Annotated in this window: 18 protein-coding genes and 1 tRNA gene; 10 read left to right on the top strand and 9 right to left on the bottom strand. The window is 65.9% G+C overall.

Annotated elements, in window-relative coordinates; genetic code table 11:
• Window positions 1-46 precede the first annotated feature (46 nt).
• Both AC1D09_RS22790 and AC1D09_RS22795 read right to left on the bottom strand, forming a co-directional pair.
• Entirely contained in the window at window positions 47-1,048 is a 1,002-nt protein-coding gene (locus tag AC1D09_RS22790) for an alpha/beta fold hydrolase (protein ID WP_477701249.1), read from the bottom strand.
• A 354-nt stretch (window positions 1,049-1,402) separates the two neighbouring features.
• Entirely contained in the window at window positions 1,403-2,329 is a 927-nt protein-coding gene (locus AC1D09_RS22795) for a LysR substrate-binding domain-containing protein (RefSeq protein WP_477663708.1), read from the bottom strand.
• 111 nt (window positions 2,330-2,440) lie between these two features.
• Here AC1D09_RS22795 and AC1D09_RS22800 point away from each other — a divergent pair, with 111 nt between their 5' ends.
• The 6 genes from AC1D09_RS22800 to AC1D09_RS22825 all read left to right on the top strand — a co-directional run bounded on the left by AC1D09_RS22800 (window position 2,441) and on the right by AC1D09_RS22825 (window position 7,413).
• Window positions 2,441-3,490: a Gfo/Idh/MocA family protein gene (locus tag AC1D09_RS22800; protein ID WP_477663707.1), complete on the top strand. Its 1,050-nt coding sequence runs from the start codon at window positions 2,441-2,443 to the stop codon at window positions 3,488-3,490.
• 81 nt (window positions 3,491-3,571) lie between these two features.
• A complete protein-coding gene (locus AC1D09_RS22805; protein WP_477663706.1) occupies window positions 3,572-4,240 on the top strand; it encodes an amino acid ABC transporter permease in 669 nt (222 codons plus the stop codon).
• 10 nt (window positions 4,241-4,250) lie between these two features.
• Window positions 4,251-4,898 (top strand): amino acid ABC transporter permease, encoded by a 648-nt coding sequence (locus AC1D09_RS22810; protein WP_477663732.1) that lies wholly within the window; start codon window positions 4,251-4,253, stop codon window positions 4,896-4,898.
• Between the two features lie 51 nt (window positions 4,899-4,949).
• Window positions 4,950-5,783, top strand: a complete 834-nt coding sequence (locus AC1D09_RS22815; RefSeq protein WP_477663705.1) for a transporter substrate-binding domain-containing protein — start codon at window positions 4,950-4,952, stop codon at window positions 5,781-5,783.
• A gap of 21 nt (window positions 5,784-5,804) precedes the next feature.
• Window positions 5,805-6,599, top strand: coding sequence for an amino acid ABC transporter ATP-binding protein (locus tag AC1D09_RS22820; RefSeq protein WP_477663704.1), 795 nt, complete (start codon window positions 5,805-5,807; stop codon window positions 6,597-6,599).
• A gap of 4 nt (window positions 6,600-6,603) precedes the next feature.
• Window positions 6,604-7,413 carry a sugar phosphate isomerase/epimerase family protein gene (locus AC1D09_RS22825; protein WP_477663703.1) on the top strand — a complete coding sequence of 270 codons (810 nt, stop codon included), beginning with the start codon at window positions 6,604-6,606 and terminating at the stop codon, window positions 7,411-7,413.
• Window positions 7,414-7,450: 37 nt separating this feature from the next.
• On the opposite strand, the gene AC1D09_RS22830 is transcribed toward AC1D09_RS22825, so the two are convergent.
• Window positions 7,451-7,526 (bottom strand) — tRNA-Arg (locus AC1D09_RS22830).
• A gap of 233 nt (window positions 7,527-7,759) precedes the next feature.
• On the opposite strand from AC1D09_RS22830, the gene AC1D09_RS22835 reads away from it, so the two are divergent.
• Window positions 7,760-8,314, top strand: coding sequence for a c-type cytochrome (locus AC1D09_RS22835; protein WP_477663702.1), 555 nt, complete (start codon window positions 7,760-7,762; stop codon window positions 8,312-8,314).
• Between the two features lie 53 nt (window positions 8,315-8,367).
• Here the strand turns inward: AC1D09_RS22835 and AC1D09_RS22840 are convergent, their stop codons facing one another.
• Genes AC1D09_RS22840 through AC1D09_RS22855 form a run of 4 tightly spaced genes read right to left on the bottom strand, consistent with a single transcriptional unit; the run spans window position 8,368 to window position 11,301 of the window.
• Entirely contained in the window at window positions 8,368-8,937 is a 570-nt protein-coding gene (locus AC1D09_RS22840; protein ID WP_477663701.1) for a DUF2946 family protein, read from the bottom strand.
• 21 nt (window positions 8,938-8,958) lie between these two features.
• Window positions 8,959-9,933, bottom strand: coding sequence for a YheT family hydrolase (locus AC1D09_RS22845; RefSeq protein WP_477663700.1), 975 nt, complete (start codon window positions 9,931-9,933; stop codon window positions 8,959-8,961).
• A gap of 23 nt (window positions 9,934-9,956) precedes the next feature.
• The gene (locus AC1D09_RS22850) at window positions 9,957-10,403 is read right to left on the bottom strand and encodes a YybH family protein (RefSeq protein ID WP_477663699.1); all 447 of its coding nucleotides are present in this window, start codon (window positions 10,401-10,403) and stop codon (window positions 9,957-9,959) included.
• Window positions 10,404-10,443: 40 nt separating this feature from the next.
• The gene (locus tag AC1D09_RS22855; protein ID WP_477663698.1) at window positions 10,444-11,301 is read right to left on the bottom strand and encodes a hypothetical protein; all 858 of its coding nucleotides are present in this window, start codon (window positions 11,299-11,301) and stop codon (window positions 10,444-10,446) included.
• A 44-nt stretch (window positions 11,302-11,345) separates the two neighbouring features.
• Between AC1D09_RS22855 and AC1D09_RS22860 the strand changes: the two genes are divergently transcribed.
• The 3 genes from AC1D09_RS22860 to AC1D09_RS22870 are packed head-to-tail and all read left to right on the top strand — an operon-like array spanning window position 11,346 to window position 13,449.
• Window positions 11,346-11,948, top strand: a complete 603-nt coding sequence (locus AC1D09_RS22860; RefSeq protein ID WP_477663697.1) for a LemA family protein — start codon at window positions 11,346-11,348, stop codon at window positions 11,946-11,948.
• 32 nt (window positions 11,949-11,980) lie between these two features.
• Window positions 11,981-12,901, top strand: a complete 921-nt coding sequence (locus tag AC1D09_RS22865) for a TPM domain-containing protein (protein WP_477663696.1) — start codon at window positions 11,981-11,983, stop codon at window positions 12,899-12,901.
• Between the two features lie 5 nt (window positions 12,902-12,906).
• Window positions 12,907-13,449 carry a TPM domain-containing protein gene (locus AC1D09_RS22870; protein WP_477663695.1) on the top strand — a complete coding sequence of 181 codons (543 nt, stop codon included), beginning with the start codon at window positions 12,907-12,909 and terminating at the stop codon, window positions 13,447-13,449.
• A gap of 373 nt (window positions 13,450-13,822) precedes the next feature.
• On the opposite strand, the gene AC1D09_RS22875 is transcribed toward AC1D09_RS22870, so the two are convergent.
• Together AC1D09_RS22875 and atpD are read right to left on the bottom strand one after the other, a co-directional pair.
• Window positions 13,823-14,239: a F0F1 ATP synthase subunit epsilon gene (locus AC1D09_RS22875; RefSeq protein WP_007868942.1), complete on the bottom strand. Its 417-nt coding sequence runs from the start codon at window positions 14,237-14,239 to the stop codon at window positions 13,823-13,825.
• Window positions 14,240-14,362: 123 nt separating this feature from the next.
• Entirely contained in the window at window positions 14,363-15,769 is a 1,407-nt protein-coding gene (gene atpD, locus AC1D09_RS22880) for a F0F1 ATP synthase subunit beta (RefSeq protein ID WP_477663877.1), read from the bottom strand.
• Window positions 15,770-15,776 lie beyond the last annotated feature (7 nt).

Below are 15,776 nucleotides of genomic sequence, written 5' to 3' on the forward strand. Positions count from 1 at the left end.
TGTCCCTGTTTGTCCCTGTGTGTCCTTATGCTGTCCCCGCTTTTTGCTAGTGGCCGGCGGCCGGGAAAATTTTTGCGGCGACCTCGTGCGATTCAAAAATGTCGGCCGCCTCGTGGCCCGCGTCGGGCACCACCATGACGGCGCGCGCCACGGGCGTGCCCCACTTGCGGGCCAGAAATTGTTCGTAGCGCAGGTAGTTCCTGTGCCGGTTCAGGCGGTCCGTACCCTGCAGGGCGGCGCCGCAGGATTTGTCGAGGGACTCGTAGGCCGGGTCGTTGTCCTGCGCGCCCACCAGGTAGAGGACTTCGCGCGCCGCATAACGCTTGAACAGCTGTTCGCCGTCCAGGCCCTGGCCGTAAGGGACCATGTTGCCCAGGCCGTAGCGGAAATTGTTGTAGCCGGGGCAGAGGATGCTGTTGACCGGCTTGAAGTCCTCGCCCTCGGGGCGGTTGGCATCCAGGTACAGATAGGAGGACGGGCTGGAGACCACATAACGCACGCGTATGCCCGCCTTGCGCAGCGCCTCCTCGCTGTTGTTCAGCACGGCATAACGCTGCATCAGCTGGCCGCCGGCCGAGTGGCCGATGAAGACGATTTCCTTGAGCACGGGGAAACGCTTGTCCGCGCTCAGGTAGCGGGCGATATCGTCGAGCACGCCGCAGGAGTTGATCGCCTCCTTGCCGCGGGACTCCTGGCACTGCATCCAGTTGCCGCCGCGCCAGAGCGGGATCCTGCCGTCCGGCGACGGGTCCGAGGCCGTCAGGAAATGCGGCACCAGCAGCACGGTGCTGGAGGCGTCCAGCCGCGCGGCCTGCAGCAGCCCCAGGCCCACGCCGAAGTAGCGGTCGGCATCGCGCTGCACGCCATGCACAAAAACCACCGCGCGCCGGATGCCGGGATCCGGACGGCGCAGGTCGATGTTGGAATAGACCGCAAAGGGATAGGCCGCGCCCGCGGTTTCCAGGTCAATCACCTGCTCCTTGGGCGGTTCGCCAGCGGTTTTGTCGGCCGCGGCAAAAAGGCGCACACAGAGAAAAGCCAGGCCCATTGCCACGACAACTTGTAACCATCGATTGCGAATGCACATCATGCCTATCCCCCGCTTGTCAAAAATACGGAGATCGACATGGCTTCACGCCTTGTGCGCTATGGCGGCTTCCCCGCATACGCGACACAGATGGACTGCAAGTCCAGCGTTTCCTTGACGATCTTTTTGCCCGGCCACCGGAAAAGCAAGCTGTAACAACTTGCAAATCCCGGCTGTTTGGCGCGATTCTAGGAACGCATGTGCAGCATGTAAAATATCTTAATTCGGGCTATTGGATACTTTTAAAGTATCCAAAGAGGCTTTTCTCCCCTTACCCGGCCAGGCGGGGGGCCGCGCGGGGCCTCTGTTCGCGGCCTAGGCTGGCCGTGACGAGCGCGCGCCTATTTGCAGCGCGTGCGGCCCCCGCACCAGCTGTTCCTTGAGGAACTCGACGCAGACCCTGACCTTGGCCGAGCCGGCCGAGCGGGTGCTGGTCATGGCCCAGACGTCGGCCGGTTCGTGGTGTGTGGGCAGCACCCTCACCACCCGGCCGTCGCGCAAAGGCTGCGCGACATCCCAGATCGACAGCAGGCAAATGCCCTTGCCGTCCACGCTCCAGCCTTTCACGACGTCGCTGTGGTTGGAGCTGAAGCGGCTGGTCACCTTGACGGACTCCGGCCCTTTGGGCCCTGTCAGGCGCCAGGTGCCGAAGGGCTGCTCGCGCTCGCGGTACAGCAGGCATTCATGCTCGGCCAGTTCGGCCACCGACTTGGGGTGGCCGCGCCGCGCCAGGTATTCGGGTGAGGCGCACAGGATGCGCCAGCTCTCCACCATGCGCTGCGCAATCAGCTGCGGCTGGGCCGGCTCGCCGACACGGATGTCGAGGTCGAAGTTCTCGCTGACCAAGTCCACGCGCCTGTCCAGCAGCTCAAGCCAGACCTCGATGCGGGGGTAACGCGTGCCAAGCAGGGACAGTATGGGCGCCACATGTTCGCGGCCCAGGCGCTGGCTGGTGGCGATGCGCAGCTGGCCCGAAGGCTCGCTCTTGGCGCTGCTGAAGGCCTCGGACATCGCGTTGCTGTCGTCCAGGATGCGCCGCGCCCACTGGTAGGCGCGCTCGCCGTCCTCGGTGATCACCACGCGCCGCGTCGTGCGGTGGAACAGGCGCACGCCGAGTTGCGCCTCCAGGATGCCAATGCGCTTGCTGATGTGCGCCGGCGTCGTGCCTATCTCCAGCGAAGCGGCGGCAAAGCCGGAGCGGCGAACCACCTCGCAGAACACGTGCAGATCCTTCAGGTCCATGGCCTTGATTATCAACAATTCGTTGAATACGAATCAACTATTTGCGGATTGTAGATATTTTTGTTGTTACTAGACTCCAGCCCAACAGCAGCCCTCATCAAAAAAGGACCCATGAGCAGACTTCCTATCGCCGTGATCGGCGCCGGCCTGATCGGCATCACCCACATAGACCGCGCGCTCAAAAGCCCGGACGTGAAACTGGCCGGCATCGCCGACCCGACACCGGCAGCCGCCGACTTCGCAAGCGCCATCGGCGTGCCCTGCTTCCCCGACTACCAAAGCCTGCTGGCCGAAACCCAACCGAAAGGCGTGATCGTCGCGACGCCCAATGTGACACACGCCCAGATCACGGTCGACTGCCTGGCGCATGGCGCCGCCGTGCTGGTCGAAAAACCCATCGCCGACACGCTGGCCGACGGGCTGCGCATCTGCGAAGCCTCGCGCGCCACCGGGCTGCCGGTGCTGGTGGGCCACCAGCGCCGCCACAACCCCATCATGCGCAAGGCCAAGGCCATCGTGGCCGCCGGCACGCTGGGCCGGCCGGTCAGCGCCACCGTGATGTGCACCTGGCTCAAGCCGCGCGACTACTTCGACGTGGCCTGGCGCCGCGAGCCGGGCGGCGGCCCCATCCTGATCAACCTGATCCACGACATCGACCTGATGCGCCACCTCTACGGGGAAATCGACAGCGTGCAGGCGCTGGCGTCCAGCGCGGTGCGCGGCTTCGGCGTCGAGGACACCGCGGTGGTCGCGCTGCGCTTTCGCAACGGCGCGCTGGGCACGGTCACCGTGTCGGACACGGCGGCCGCGCCCTGGAACTGGGACCTGGCAGCCGGCGAGGCGGAGCGCTTCCCGCGCCAGGACATCAACGCGCATTTCTATTCAGGCACGGAAGGCTCGCTGACCCTGCCACGCCTGGAAGTCTGGCGCTACCGCCAGGACCAGGGCCCAGCCCAGGGCTGGCACGACCCGCTGACCATGGAGCGCACGGCCCTGCACCTAGGCTGCCCCTACACCGAACAGCTACGCCATTTCGCCGCGCTCATCGAAGGCCGCGAAGCGCCCGTGTGTTCGGCGCAGGACGGTTTCCGTACGCTGGAGGCGACCCTGGCGGTGACGCAGGCGGCAAGCACGGGGAGCGCGGTTTCGCTGCCGGCCTAGAAAGCCAAGCCCGAGGGCGCCGGGCCGGCGCGCCCATGTCGGTTCCCCAAAAAACCTATTCACGAGACAAGAGCGACAGACATGAATTACAGCTTCAACTTCGCGGTGCTGCTGCCGCACTGGGAACAATTCGCCCAGGGCTGCTGGCTGACGCTGCGGCTTTCGGCGATCGCGGTGGCGATTGGCATGGCCATAGGCCTGCTGGCCGTTCTGGGCAAGCGCTCCGCGGCCGCGCCGCTACGCTGGATTGCGCAAAGCTATATCGAGATCGTCCGCAACACGCCTTTCCTGGTGCAGGTGCTGTTCATCTTTTTCGGACTGCCCTCGCTGGGCCTGAGCCTGACGCCGAACACCGCGGCGGTGGCGGCGCTGAGCCTGAACCTGGGTGCTTTTTCGGCGGAGATCATACGCACCGGCATTGAATCGGTGCCGCGCGGCCAGTTCGAGGCCGGCGCCGCGCTGGGCCTGAACCCTTTGCAGACTTTTCGCCACATCATCTTCAAGCCTGCGCTGCGCACGGTCTACCCTTCGCTGGCCGGGCAATTCGTGATGCTGCTGCTGACGACCAGCATCGTCTCCTCCATCTCCGCGGAGGAGCTGACCTCGGTGGCCCAGAACATCGACTCGGACACCTTCCGCAGCTTTGAGGTCTACATCGTCGCCGCCTTGCTGTACCTGGCAATGTCGACGGTTTTCTCGACGGTCTTCAAGCTGGTAGACCGCTTCTACTTTTCTTACCCCACCCGGTGAGGCCGCCATGATTCGCGACTTCACGCTCACTGAATTCTGGGTCATTGCCAGCGGCCTGTGGGCCACGCTGCAGCTCTCGGCCATCGCCTTCCTGGGCGGCGGCCTGGCCGGGCTGGGTGTGGCGCTCGCCCGCACCGCACCGGTAAGGGCCTTGCGCGTGGCGGCCGGGGTGTTCATCGACTTCTTCCAGGGCACGCCCATGCTGCTGCAGCTGTTCCTGGTGTTTTACGGCCTGCCGGTGTTCGGCTTCAAGGTCAATGTCTGGGTCGCGGCAGCCGTGGGCTTGACGCTGCATGCGGGTGCCTTCCTGGGCGAGATCTGGCGCGGCGGCATCCAGGCCGTGCCGCGCGGGCAGTCGGAAGCGGCGCACGCACTGGGCCTTTCCTACTGGACGCGCATGCGCCACATCGTGCTGCCGCAGGCGCTGCGCATGTCGTTTGCGCCCACCGTCGGTTTCCTGGTGCAGCTGATCAAGGGCACCTCGCTCGCGGCCATCATCGGCTTCGTCGAGCTCTCTCGCTCGGGCCAGCTCGTCTCCAGCGTCACCTACAAACCGCTGCTCGCCTTCGGGCTGGTGGCGGCCTGTTACTTCGCGATCTGTTTTCCCTTGTCGCGCTACAGCGCGCGGCTGGAGAAGCGCTTTGCCGTTGCAAGCTGATCCCATCACGCAAGACCCGCGGATTTCCGCATTCATTCGAGGAGACAAACCATGATTCGACAATTCACCCGCCGCAACCTGATCGCCCTGTCCGTCGCGCTCACCATGGCCGGCCTGGCGCACGCGCAGAAAGTGGCCGACATCAAAAGGTCCGGCGTGCTCAAGGTTGGCGCGCAGGTCGCCCAGGTTCCCTGGGGCTTCAGCGACAAGGACAACAAGCTGACCGGCTATGACATCGAGTTCGCGGAAATGCTCGCCAAGGACCTCGGCGTCAAGCCGGAGTTCACGCCGGTGACGGTGGCCAACCGCACGGCGGCGCTGCTGACCGGGCAGGTGGACGTGCTGGCCGCGGTCGTCACCATCCTGGCCGACCGGCAGAAGGTGGTGCTGTTCTCGCGCCCCTACTCTTATCTGGAGACCGTGCTGATCGGCAAGACATCGCTTCCGGCGATGAAGGGCTATGCCGACCTCAAGGGCCTGCGCATCAGCGTGCCGCGCGGCAGCGTGCAGGATTCGGCCATGACCAAGGCGAACTCCGGCGCGACCGTGCAGCGTTTTGACGACGATGCCGCGGCGGTGCAGGCGCTGCTGTCGGGCCAGGTGGACCTGGCCGGCGCGGCGCACACGCAGCTCGGCTCGATCGCGCAGATCGCCGGTGCCGGCAAATACGACATCAAGCTCGTGGTGGCGCGCGGCTACCAGGGCGCGGCCGTGCGGCCGGGCGAGCGCGAATGGGCGGACTACATCAACGGCTTCATCGCGCGCAAGATCGCCAGCGGCGAACTGGGCTCGCTCTACAAAAAATGGATTGGGCAGGACATGCGCACGGACATGCCGGCCTCCGGCGAGACCGAAGCCGCCTTGCCCGCCGTGGTGGCGAAATAGTTGCACAGCGGAGCAAGGACCATGATCTCCAGGGATTCCGGCATCGCGCCGGACCACGCGGTGCCGCGCGCCGCCGGCAAGGAAACCATCATCGCGATGGAGGGCGTCAGCAAGTGGTTCGGCGCGGCGCAGGTGCTGAACGACGTCAGCCTGACGGTGCGCAGGGGCGAGCGCATCGTCATCTGCGGGCCTTCGGGCTCGGGCAAGTCGACAACGATACGCTGCATCAACCGCCTGGAGCCCTTCCAGAAGGGCCGCATCGTGGTCGACGGCATGGACCTGGGCGCCGGCACGAAGAACGTCAGCGCGGTGCGCGCCGAGGTCGGCATGGTGTTCCAGCAGTTCAACCTGTTCCCGCACCTCACGGTGCTGGAGAACTGCATGCTCGCGCCCATGAAGGTGCGCGGCACCGGCAAGGCCGAGGCCGAAGCCATTGCGATGAAATACCTGGCGCGCGTGCGCATACCCGAACACGCGAAGAGGTACCCGGCGCAGCTCTCGGGCGGCCAGCAGCAGCGCGTGGCGATCGCCAGGGCGCTGTGCATGACGCCCAAGATCATGCTCTTCGACGAGCCAACCTCGGCGCTGGACCCGGAGATGGTCAAGGAAGTGCTGGACACCATGATAGGGCTGGCCGAAGAAGGCATGACCATGCTGTGCGTTACGCACGAGATGGGTTTTGCGCGCAGCGTCGCCGACCGCGTGCTGTTCATGGACCGCGGCGAGATCGTCGAGCAGGGGCCGCCCGAGACGTTTTTTGTCAACCCACAACATGAACGGCTGCGCGACTTCCTCGGCCAGATCCTCCACAAATAACACCATGATTCCACTGTCTCTTGCCCATCTCACCGTGCTGGACGCGGCGCCGCCGGCCTTCTTCGACCTCGCGGCCCAGGCCGGCTACCAGAAGGTCGGCATCCGCGTCTTTCCCGCCGTGCCCGGCGGCCTGTGTTATCCGCTGAGCCGGCCCACGGTCATCGAATGGCGCCGCCGCCTGGCCGATGCCGGCGTCGGCGTGCATGACGTGGAGTTCCTCTCTGTCGCGCCGCAGTTGCGCGTGGGCGACTACGCCGCCACCGTGGCGCTGGCCGCCGAGCTGGGTGCACGGCGCCTCAGCGTCTCGGGCGACGACACGGACTTCGGCCGCCTGGCCGACAACTTCGGCGTGCTGTGCGACCTTGCCGCCGGCGTCGGCCTCGGTGTGGACCTGGAGTTCATGCGCTTTCGCATCGTCGGCACGCTGCCGCAGGCGCTGGAAATCGTCACGCGCGCGGCACGGCCCAACGGCAGGCTGCTGGTGGACATGCTGCACCTGTACCGCTCCGGAGGGTCGGCCGCCATGCTGCGCGAGATCCCGGCCGCCCTGCTCGGCTCGGTACAACTGTGCGACGCGCCGCTCAAGGACCCGACCGACGCCGGCGTCACCGACGAAGCGCGCCAGGGACGCCTGTTCCCGGGCGAAGGCGAGCTGCCGCTAAAGGATTACATGGATGCCTTGCCGGCTGATATCCCCTTATCGGTGGAGGCGCCGGCCGGCAAGACCCATCCGGAACTGGGACTGCCGCAGCGCGCCGCGCGGGCCTGCGCCGCGTCGCGGGAGCTGCTGAAATCCTGGCGGCCGTCTCGTTAGTTTCGCAGGCTGGGTCCTGCGGCACGGCGACGGCAATTGGTGCGGCTGGCGGGGATCGAACCCACGACCCTTGGCTTCGGAGGCCAATACTCTATCCACTGAGCTACAGCCGCAACGCTGGAAACGGTTTGCGCCGGAATTCGCGGCCGGGGAAGGCGCGAAATCGGGGCATTTGCGCCGCGCGGGCGATTCACGCCGCGCAGCGTGTCCGATTCTACCAGCCGGCCGCGGCACTCCCCGGGCCCGGCAAGAGCCCCAGCTATAATGCGAGGTTGCTGAGCAAGCGCTGTACAGGCGCGCCACCAATACGCGATAGCCCCCCGATTTTTAGTTTTTTGAGGACGCCATGAGCGCAAACGACCACACCACGGCCCACGAAGAAGCCCACACTGGCCCGATCAAGACGCCCCAGCAGCTGCTGGCAGCGGTTTTTTTCTCTTTTGTCGTCCCCGTTTTCGCCATCATCGGCCTGGTTTATTACGTCGCCTCGGCCAACAAGCCGGCCGCCGGCGCCAACGAAGACGCCAAAACCGTCGCACAACGCATCCAGAAAATCGGTTCGGTTGAAATCCGTGATGCGAACCGCCCGCTCAAATCCGGCGAAGAAGTCTACAAAGCCCAGTGCGTGACCTGCCACGGCACGGGCGCCGCCGGCGCACCGAAGTTCGGCGACGCGGGCGCCTGGGGCCCCCGCATCAAGACCGGCTTCGACACGCTCTGGCATTCGGCCCTCAAGGGCAAGGGCGCCATGGGCGCGCAAGGCGGCGGCGACTTTGAAGACATCGAGATCGGCAAGGCCGTGGTCTACATGACGACAGCCGCCGGCGGCAAGTTTGCCGAACCCAAGGCGCCTGCCGCGGCAGCGTCCGCGCCCGAAGCGGCAGCCAGCGCGGCCAAGTAAGCCCTCACGCAGTTTCCCAAAAAGCCGGTTTCGACCGGCTTTTTTCATGGCCGCTACTTTTGCTGCTGCTGCGCCTGCGGGCTGCGCACATAAGCAAAGCGCGCCGGCAGGTCGCGGGCCTTGTAGTCCTCGGGTACCCACAGGCCCTGCTCCACCGCATCGGCGGCATGCGTCATGTCCTGGGTGTGGACCAGGCCAAAACCCAGGTCGGTTTCCAGATAAAGCCGCCCGGCTTCATCCAGAATGCAGCGCTGCGCGCGCGCGGCCGCGCCGGTGTGCGCGGTGACGGCGAAGGACGGCGCCGGGCCCACGCGCCAGACCAGCGGCGTGGCTTCGAGCTCCACATAGACGCGCTGCGGGCCGTTCTGGAAGAACCAGCGGCCGCCGGCGTCGCTTTCGTAATTGCGCTGGATGAAGTCGATCAGCTTGTCGTGCTTGAGCAGCGAGCCCTTGGCGGCCTTGTTGCGCGCGGGGTCCGCACCCGGGACACCGCTAAAAGGCCCGGCGGCCTGGGCCCTGTCGTCGCGCATATACCAGTTGCCGCGCGCGTCCAGCCCGAGCCAGCCGTAGCAGTCGGGCACATTGGGCCATTTGGCAATCGCCTGCCGAACTATGTCGTCCATAAGCCTATTCTGCGCGCGGAGCTATAACTGCGCCGCCAGAAAGGCGGTGACGGCGTCGGGCATGGCGCGCACATGGCCCGGGAAGGGCGCCGAGGGAAAGCCCACGTGGCCGCCTTGGGCCGGTTGCCACAGCGTGACGTGCGGGCCCGCCTCCGAAGCCTGCGGCAGGCTGGACGCCGGCACAAAGGGATCATTGAGCGCGTTCAGGGCCAGCGCGGGGACGGCAATCCGGTGCAGGTGCGGCTTGGCCGAGGCCCGCGACCAGTAGTCGTCGGCGTTCTTGAAGCCGTGCAGCGGTGCGGTGAAGACGTCGTCAAATGCATAAAGGTCGCGCGCAGCCAGCAGCCGCTCGCGGTCGAAGAGCCCGGGGTGCTGCTCGAGCTTTTGCAAGGCCTTGGGCACCATGGTCTTGAGGAACATGCGGGTATAGACCAGGCGGTTAAAGCCCCGGCCTATGGCCCAGCCGCTGGCGGCAAGGTCCAGCGGCGAGCACACTGAGGCGATGCCGGCCACCACCTGCCGGGCCTCGGCACCCATCTCGCCGGCCCAGCGCATCAGCGCGTTGCCGCCCAGCGAGATGCCGACGGCCATCACCGGCCCGCCGCGCTGTTCCGCGAAGCGCCGCAGTATCCAGTCGATCTCGGCGAAGTCGCCCGAATGGTAGGCGCGCGGCGCGAGGTTGATCTCGCCCGAGCAGCCGCGGAAATGCGGAATCGCGCAGGCCCAGCCGCGCTGGCGCGCTGCATCGGCCAGCGCTTCGGCGTAGTGGCTGGCCGAGGAGCCCTCCAGGCCATGGAACACCACCAGTAAGGGTTTGGGTTCCGGAGTCGCGTCGTCCGTGACCAGCCAGTCGACATCGACAAAATCCTCATCCGGCGTGGTCCAGCGCTCGCGGCGAAACACCGGCTGCGGGCCGAGGAAGCGGCGCGATTGCAGCGCGGCCCAGATGGTTTGCAGGTTGCCGCCCGGGAGCCACCAGGGCGCGGCATAGTTCATGGCGGGTTCCATGCGCAGCCGGATCAATGGAGAACGGTGGGCGTTTCCGACACTTCCTGCATTTCGCGCGGCGTGCCGGGACTGGCATGGTGGGCCACCATGCGCCAACCCTGCGCGGTCTTGTGATAGACGTTGGTGGCGATGACGTAGGCGTGGCGCGGGCCTTCTTCGGTCAGCACCTCGATGCGCTCGAGCACGCTGTGCACGCTGGCGCTCATGGCCTCCACCTTGCGCACCTTGATGGGCTGCGCGCGTATGGTGCCGTTGGAGAACATCGCATCGAAGGTCGCGCGTATGGCCGCCGGCCCCACGAGGCGGGCGCCCCCGGGATGCACGCAGACGATGTCGTCCTCGTCGCCCCAGCAGGCCATGAGTTTTTCAATGTCGCCGGTTTGCAGCGCGTCGTAAAACGCCGCCTCGATGTCATCGGCGTTGCCGCTGCTGGCGGGCGGGACTTTGGGTTTGGGCATGGGGACGATCAAAAAGAGTTCGGGCAAGGGGATGGCGGCTTCAATCCGGCTTGGCGTTTGGTGCTGAATTCTGCGCGGGATTGCGCGCCGCAGCAAGCCAGGCCTGGACCACGCCCTGCATGCCGCCGCCCGCCTGGCCCGCGCCGCGGCCGCTGCCGCTCTGGTTGGCCTGCCACAGCAGCTCGGGCGCGGCCACATGGGTGCCGGGCGGCAGCACCTGCAGGGCGGCATCGACGAACTCGGCGAGCTTGGCGGGCCGCACCGGCTGCTCGGTTTGGGGAATCATGAACTTGAGCGTGGACAGCATCCAGGCCGCGACCCGTTCCAGCACATTTCTTCCCGCGGCATCCTGCGCCTTGCGGGCTGAGCGCACCAGCAGCAGGCGTTCAAAGCCCAGGGCGGCGACGGCCTGCTCGTCGAGGTTGGCCAGGCCGCGCTTGAGCGCGTCGGGCAGGCGCCCGGTGGCGTGCGGCACCACCACGACCAGGGTCTGCACGCCGCAGCGCTTGAGCCATTGCGCCAGCGCGGGCAGCTCCGAAGGCGCGGGTGTCCAGAGCGTGCGCTCACGTCCGTAATACATGCGCGGCGGCTCGAACATGACCAGCCCGGTATGCGCCGGCAGCGGCCTCAAGGCCCATTGCGCGATCGGCGAAGGCACGCCCGCCAGCGCGATGCCGACGCCGGAGAGCCCGGTCGCCATGGCTTCGGTGGCCAGCACCTCGGTGTGCGCATAGCGGCCGCTGCCGACCAGGCGGCGCAGCACCTCGTTGCCCAGCACGCCGGTGGCACCGGCCACCAGCAGGCGCGGCTTGGCCTGGGCGGGCGGCGGCGGGCGCAGGGCGGACTGCAGGGCTTGCAGCGGGCTGCCGGAAGCGGAGGGTGTGGGCAGCGGGGACATTCGACTATGTTAGTGTTGCGGCTTGCATTTTCGGAGGCATTGCCATGACGATATCCCGCTTTTTGACATTCACCCTCGCGGCCCTGCTGGGCCTGCTGCTCTCGGGTTGCGGCTACAACGATTTCCAGCGCCTGGATGAGCAGACCAAGTCGGCCTGGTCCGAAGTGCTGAACCAGTACCAGCGCCGCGCCGACCTGGTGCCCAATATCGTGGCCACGGTCAAGGGTGAAGCGGCGTTCGAGCAGGATACGCTGACCAAGGTGGTGGAAGCACGCGCCAAGGCCACCTCCATCCAGGTGACGCCCGAAACCCTGAACAACCCGGCCGCCTTCAGCAAATTCCAGGCGGCGCAGGGCGAGTTGGGCAGCGCGCTGAGCCGCCTCATGGTGGTCAGCGAACGCTACCCCGACCTCAAGGCCAACCAGGGCTTTCGCGACCTGCGCGTGCAGCTCGAAGGCACGGAAAACCGCATCACCGTGGCGCGCAACCGCTACATCCAGACCGTGCAGGAGTACAACGTGCTCACGCGCAGCTTCCCGAACAACCTGACGGCCATGGTCTTTGGCTACCAGGTCAAACCCAACTTCTCGGTGCAGAACGAGGCGCAGATCTCCACACCGCCGGTGGTGGACTTCAACAAGAAATAAAGAGCACGGCGGGCCTGAGCGTGCGGCGCTCCATGCTTTTTGTTCGCGGCGGTGCCCGGCTGCTGGGGGGCCTGCTGCTGGCCGCCTGGCTGCCGCTGACGGCCTGGGCGCAGGGCGGCGTGCAGCCGGTGCCGGCGCTGACGGCCCACGTCATGGACGGCACCGGCACGCTCAATTCCACGCAGCGCGAGGCGCTGGAAGCCAAGCTCACGGCCTTTGAACAAAGCCGCGGCGCCCAGGTGGTGATGCTGCTGGTGCCAACCACCCAGCCGGAAGACATCGCCGCCTATGCGCAGCGCGTGGGCGACAGCTGGAAGATAGGCCGCAAGGGCGTGGGCGACGGCCTTCTGCTGGTGGTGGCCAAGAACGACCGCAAGGTGCGCATAGAAACCACCAAGGCGCTGGAAGGCGCCATTCCCGACCTGGCGGCACGCCAGGTCATAGACACGGCCATCACGCCGCGCTTCAAGCAGGGCGACTTCGCCGGCGGGCTCGATGCCGCGGCCGACCAGCTCATTGCACTGATCAGCGGCGAAAACCTGCCCGCGCCGGAACACAGCGGCAGCAGCGGCAACAACGACGGTTTTGAGTGGACGGACCTGGCCGTCTTCCTGTTTTTTGCGGTGCCGATTGCCGGGCGCATAGCAGCCATGGTCCTGGGGCGCAAATTCGGCTCGCTGGCCACCGGTGGTGTGGTCGGCGTGCTGGCCTGGATTTTCACCAGCAGCCTGATCGTGGCCGGCCTCGCCGTCCTGGTGGGCACGGTGTTCGCGCTGGTCGCCAGCCTGGGTGCGCTGGGCGGGGGCCGCCGCTCTTCGGGCGGCTGGACCTCCGGCGGCATAGGCAGCGGTGGCGGCGGCTGGAGCAGCGGCAGCAGCAGCAGCGATGGCGGGGGCTTCAGCAGTGGCGGCGGCGGTGATTTTGGCGGCGGCGGCGCCTCGGGAGACTGGTAGCCATCATGCTCAACAAGCTCAAGACCCTGCTCAAACACCTGTGGCTGGACGCCTCCGATACCCGGCGCGCGATTCCGCCCGACATGCTGCAACGGCTCGCGCGGCGCGTGGCGGCGAGCGAACGGCGCCACAGCGGCGAGATCCGCATCTGCGTGGAGGCCTCACTGCCCCTGAGCTATCTCTGGCGCCTGGGCCGGCACACGTCCATCGCCGCGCTGACGCGCCAGCGCGCGGTCACGATGTTCGGCAAGCTGCGCGTCTGGGACACGGAACACAACAACGGCGTGCTGATTTACGTGCTGCTGGCCGAACGTGCGATCGAGATCGTCGCCGACCGCGGCGTAGCGCGGCATGTCGACCCCCATCAATGGCAGGCCATGGTGGCGCGCATGGCGGCCGCGTTTCGCGAGCAGCGTTATGAGGACGGGCTGACGCAGGCGCTGGAAGAAACTTCGGCGGTGCTGATGCAGCACTTCGCGGTGGATGGCTCAGAGGAAGGTGCGCAGGCCAAGGCGAATGAGCTGCCCGATGCGCCGCTGCTCCAATAAGAGAGTCAAAGAATCAGGACGACAGCAAGACGCCCAGGACGAACAACCCCGTCAGCACAACCAGGATGCGGCGTATCCATGTCCTGAGCGAACGTCGTCCCCTGGGGTGCGGCGAAAGCTCTTCGTCCCACGTCAGACTGTCCAGTGCGCTGTTCATAGTCCCACCTCGTCGGTTAGCGTGAATCCCTGGATCCACGATACGGCAGCGGCGCCCTCGCTGGCTGTCATTTAGGGTTTCCAGTTGTTAAGCTGAGGCGCCGGCGCAACAGCATGAGTGCGAAAGGATTAGCGTTCATGCGCCGCCCATGAAAAAAGCCCCTGGCTTTCGGCAGGGGCTTGGCGCGATCCGGCGATAAAGCCGGAAGGCTGGTTTTTATTTCTTCTGGCGGTATTTGCGCAAGGCGGCGATCTGCGCGGCCATGACGGCGAGTTCAGACTGGGCCATGGCGATGTCGATGTCGCTCTTGGCGTTCTTCAGCGCTTCCTCGGCAGCGGCCTTGGCTTCGCTGGCCTTGGTCTCGTCCAGGTCCTTGCCGCGGATGGCGGTGTCGCTCAACACCGTCACGCAGTTGGGCTGCACTTCGAGCAGGCCGCCGGCCACGAAGACGAACTCTTCCGTGCCGTCGGCTTTTTCAATGCGCACGGCACCCGGCTTGATGCGGGTGATCAGCGGCGTGTGGCGCGGGTAAATGCCCAGCTCGCCAGCCTCGCCGGGCAATGCCACGAACTTGGCTTCGCCCGAGAAGATGGACTCTTCTGCGGATACGACGTCGACGTGAATGGTGCTCATACGTACTCCAATTAAAAAGGGGGATGGAAAGTGGTCAGTTGAGATGAGCCGCTAGGCGGCGCGCGGAAATGTGCAGAAAGCACATTGAGCACGCCAACAACGCGGATCGCTCAAATGGCCGCTTTACGCCACCTTTTTCGCTTTTTCGAAGGCTTCGTCAATGGTCCCGACCATGTAGAAAGCCTGTTCCGGCAGGTGATCGCACTCACCGGACACAATCATCTTGAAGCCGCGAATCGTTTCAGCCAGGCTGACGTACTTGCCGGGCGAGCCGGTGAACACTTCAGCAACGTGGAAAGGCTGCGACAGGAAACGCTGGATCTTGCGGGCGCGGGCCACGGCCAGCTTGTCTTCAGGGGCCAGTTCGTCCATGCCCAGAATCGCGATGATGTCGCGCAGTTCCTTGTAGCGCTGCAGCGTGCCCTGCACGGCGCGGGCCGTGTTGTAGTGGTCTTCGCCGACGACGTTCGGATCCAGCTGGCGGCTGGTGGAGTCCAGCGGATCGACCGCGGGGTAGATACCCAGCGAAGCGATGTCGCGCGAGAGCACCACGGTGGAGTCCAGGTGGGCGAAGGTGGTGGCGGGCGACGGGTCGGTCAAGTCATCGGCAGGCACGTAAACGGCCTGGATGGAGGTGATGGAGCCGACCTTGGTGGAGGTAATACGCTCTTGCAGGCGGCCCATTTCCTCGGCCAGCGTGGGCTGGTAACCCACGGCGGAAGGCATACGGCCCAGCAGCGCGGACACTTCGGTACCGGCCAGCGTGTAGCGGTAGATGTTGTCCACGAAGAACAGCACGTCGCGGCCTTCGTCACGGAAGGATTCGGCGATCGTCAGACCGGTCAACGCAACGCGCAGGCGGTTTCCTGGGGGCTCGTTCATCTGGCCGTAGACCATGGCCACTTTGGATTCGCCGAGGTTCTCGAGGTTCACGACGCCGGAGTCGGCCATCTCGTGGTAGAAGTCATTGCCTTCGCGGGTACGCTCACCCACACCGGCGAACACGGACAGGCCCGAGTGCGCCTTGGCGATGTTGTTGATCAGTTCCATCATGTTCACGGTCTTGCCGACGCCGGCGCCGCCGAACAAGCCCACCTTGCCGCCCTTGGCGAAGGGGCAGACCAGGTCGATCACCTTGATGCCGGTTTCCAGCAGTTCCTGCGAGGGCGACAGTTCGTCGTACGCGGGTGCCTTGCGGTGGATGGGGGCGGTCAGGGTCTGGTCGACCGGGCCGCGCTCGTCGATGGGCGCGCCCAGCACGTCCATGATGCGGCCCAGCGTGGCCTTGCCCACGGGAACCGTGATGTTGGCGCCGGTGTTGTACACGACGTTGCCGCGGCGCAGGCCGTCGGAGGTGCCCAGCGCGATGGTGCGCACAATGCCGTCGCCCAGCTGCTGCTGGACTTCCAGGGTCAGCGCGGAGCCTTCCATCTTGAGTGCGTCGTAAATCTTGGGCATCTGGTCGCGCGCGAATTCCACGTCAACCACCGCACCAATACACTGAACAATCTTGCCTTGAGCCTGAGCCATGATTGAA

The organism is Polaromonas sp. P1_A2 (assembly GCF_056406895.1).

Coding starts and splice junctions, on each gene's coding strand:
- AC1D09_RS22790 (WP_477701249.1), bottom strand. CDS start 1,048: ATGGGCCTGGCTTTTCTCTGTGTGCGCCTTTTTGCCGCGGCCGACAAA.
- AC1D09_RS22795 (WP_477663708.1), bottom strand. CDS start 2,329: ATGGACCTGAAGGATCTGCACGTGTTCTGCGAGGTGGTTCGCCGCTCC.
- AC1D09_RS22800 (WP_477663707.1), top strand. CDS start 2,441: ATGAGCAGACTTCCTATCGCCGTGATCGGCGCCGGCCTGATCGGCATC.
- AC1D09_RS22805 (WP_477663706.1), top strand. CDS start 3,572: ATGAATTACAGCTTCAACTTCGCGGTGCTGCTGCCGCACTGGGAACAA.
- AC1D09_RS22815 (WP_477663705.1), top strand. CDS start 4,950: ATGATTCGACAATTCACCCGCCGCAACCTGATCGCCCTGTCCGTCGCG.
- AC1D09_RS22820 (WP_477663704.1), top strand. CDS start 5,805: ATGATCTCCAGGGATTCCGGCATCGCGCCGGACCACGCGGTGCCGCGC.
- AC1D09_RS22825 (WP_477663703.1), top strand. CDS start 6,604: ATGATTCCACTGTCTCTTGCCCATCTCACCGTGCTGGACGCGGCGCCG.
- AC1D09_RS22835 (WP_477663702.1), top strand. CDS start 7,760: ATGAGCGCAAACGACCACACCACGGCCCACGAAGAAGCCCACACTGGC.
- AC1D09_RS22840 (WP_477663701.1), bottom strand. CDS start 8,937: ATGGACGACATAGTTCGGCAGGCGATTGCCAAATGGCCCAATGTGCCC.
- AC1D09_RS22845 (WP_477663700.1), bottom strand. CDS start 9,933: ATGAACTATGCCGCGCCCTGGTGGCTCCCGGGCGGCAACCTGCAAACC.
- AC1D09_RS22850 (WP_477663699.1), bottom strand. CDS start 10,403: ATGCCCAAACCCAAAGTCCCGCCCGCCAGCAGCGGCAACGCCGATGAC.
- AC1D09_RS22855 (WP_477663698.1), bottom strand. CDS start 11,301: ATGTCCCCGCTGCCCACACCCTCCGCTTCCGGCAGCCCGCTGCAAGCC.
- AC1D09_RS22860 (WP_477663697.1), top strand. CDS start 11,346: ATGACGATATCCCGCTTTTTGACATTCACCCTCGCGGCCCTGCTGGGC.
- AC1D09_RS22865 (WP_477663696.1), top strand. CDS start 11,981: ATGCTTTTTGTTCGCGGCGGTGCCCGGCTGCTGGGGGGCCTGCTGCTG.
- AC1D09_RS22870 (WP_477663695.1), top strand. CDS start 12,907: ATGCTCAACAAGCTCAAGACCCTGCTCAAACACCTGTGGCTGGACGCC.
- AC1D09_RS22875 (WP_007868942.1), bottom strand. CDS start 14,239: ATGAGCACCATTCACGTCGACGTCGTATCCGCAGAAGAGTCCATCTTC.
- atpD (WP_477663877.1), bottom strand. CDS start 15,769: ATGGCTCAGGCTCAAGGCAAGATTGTTCAGTGTATTGGTGCGGTGGTT.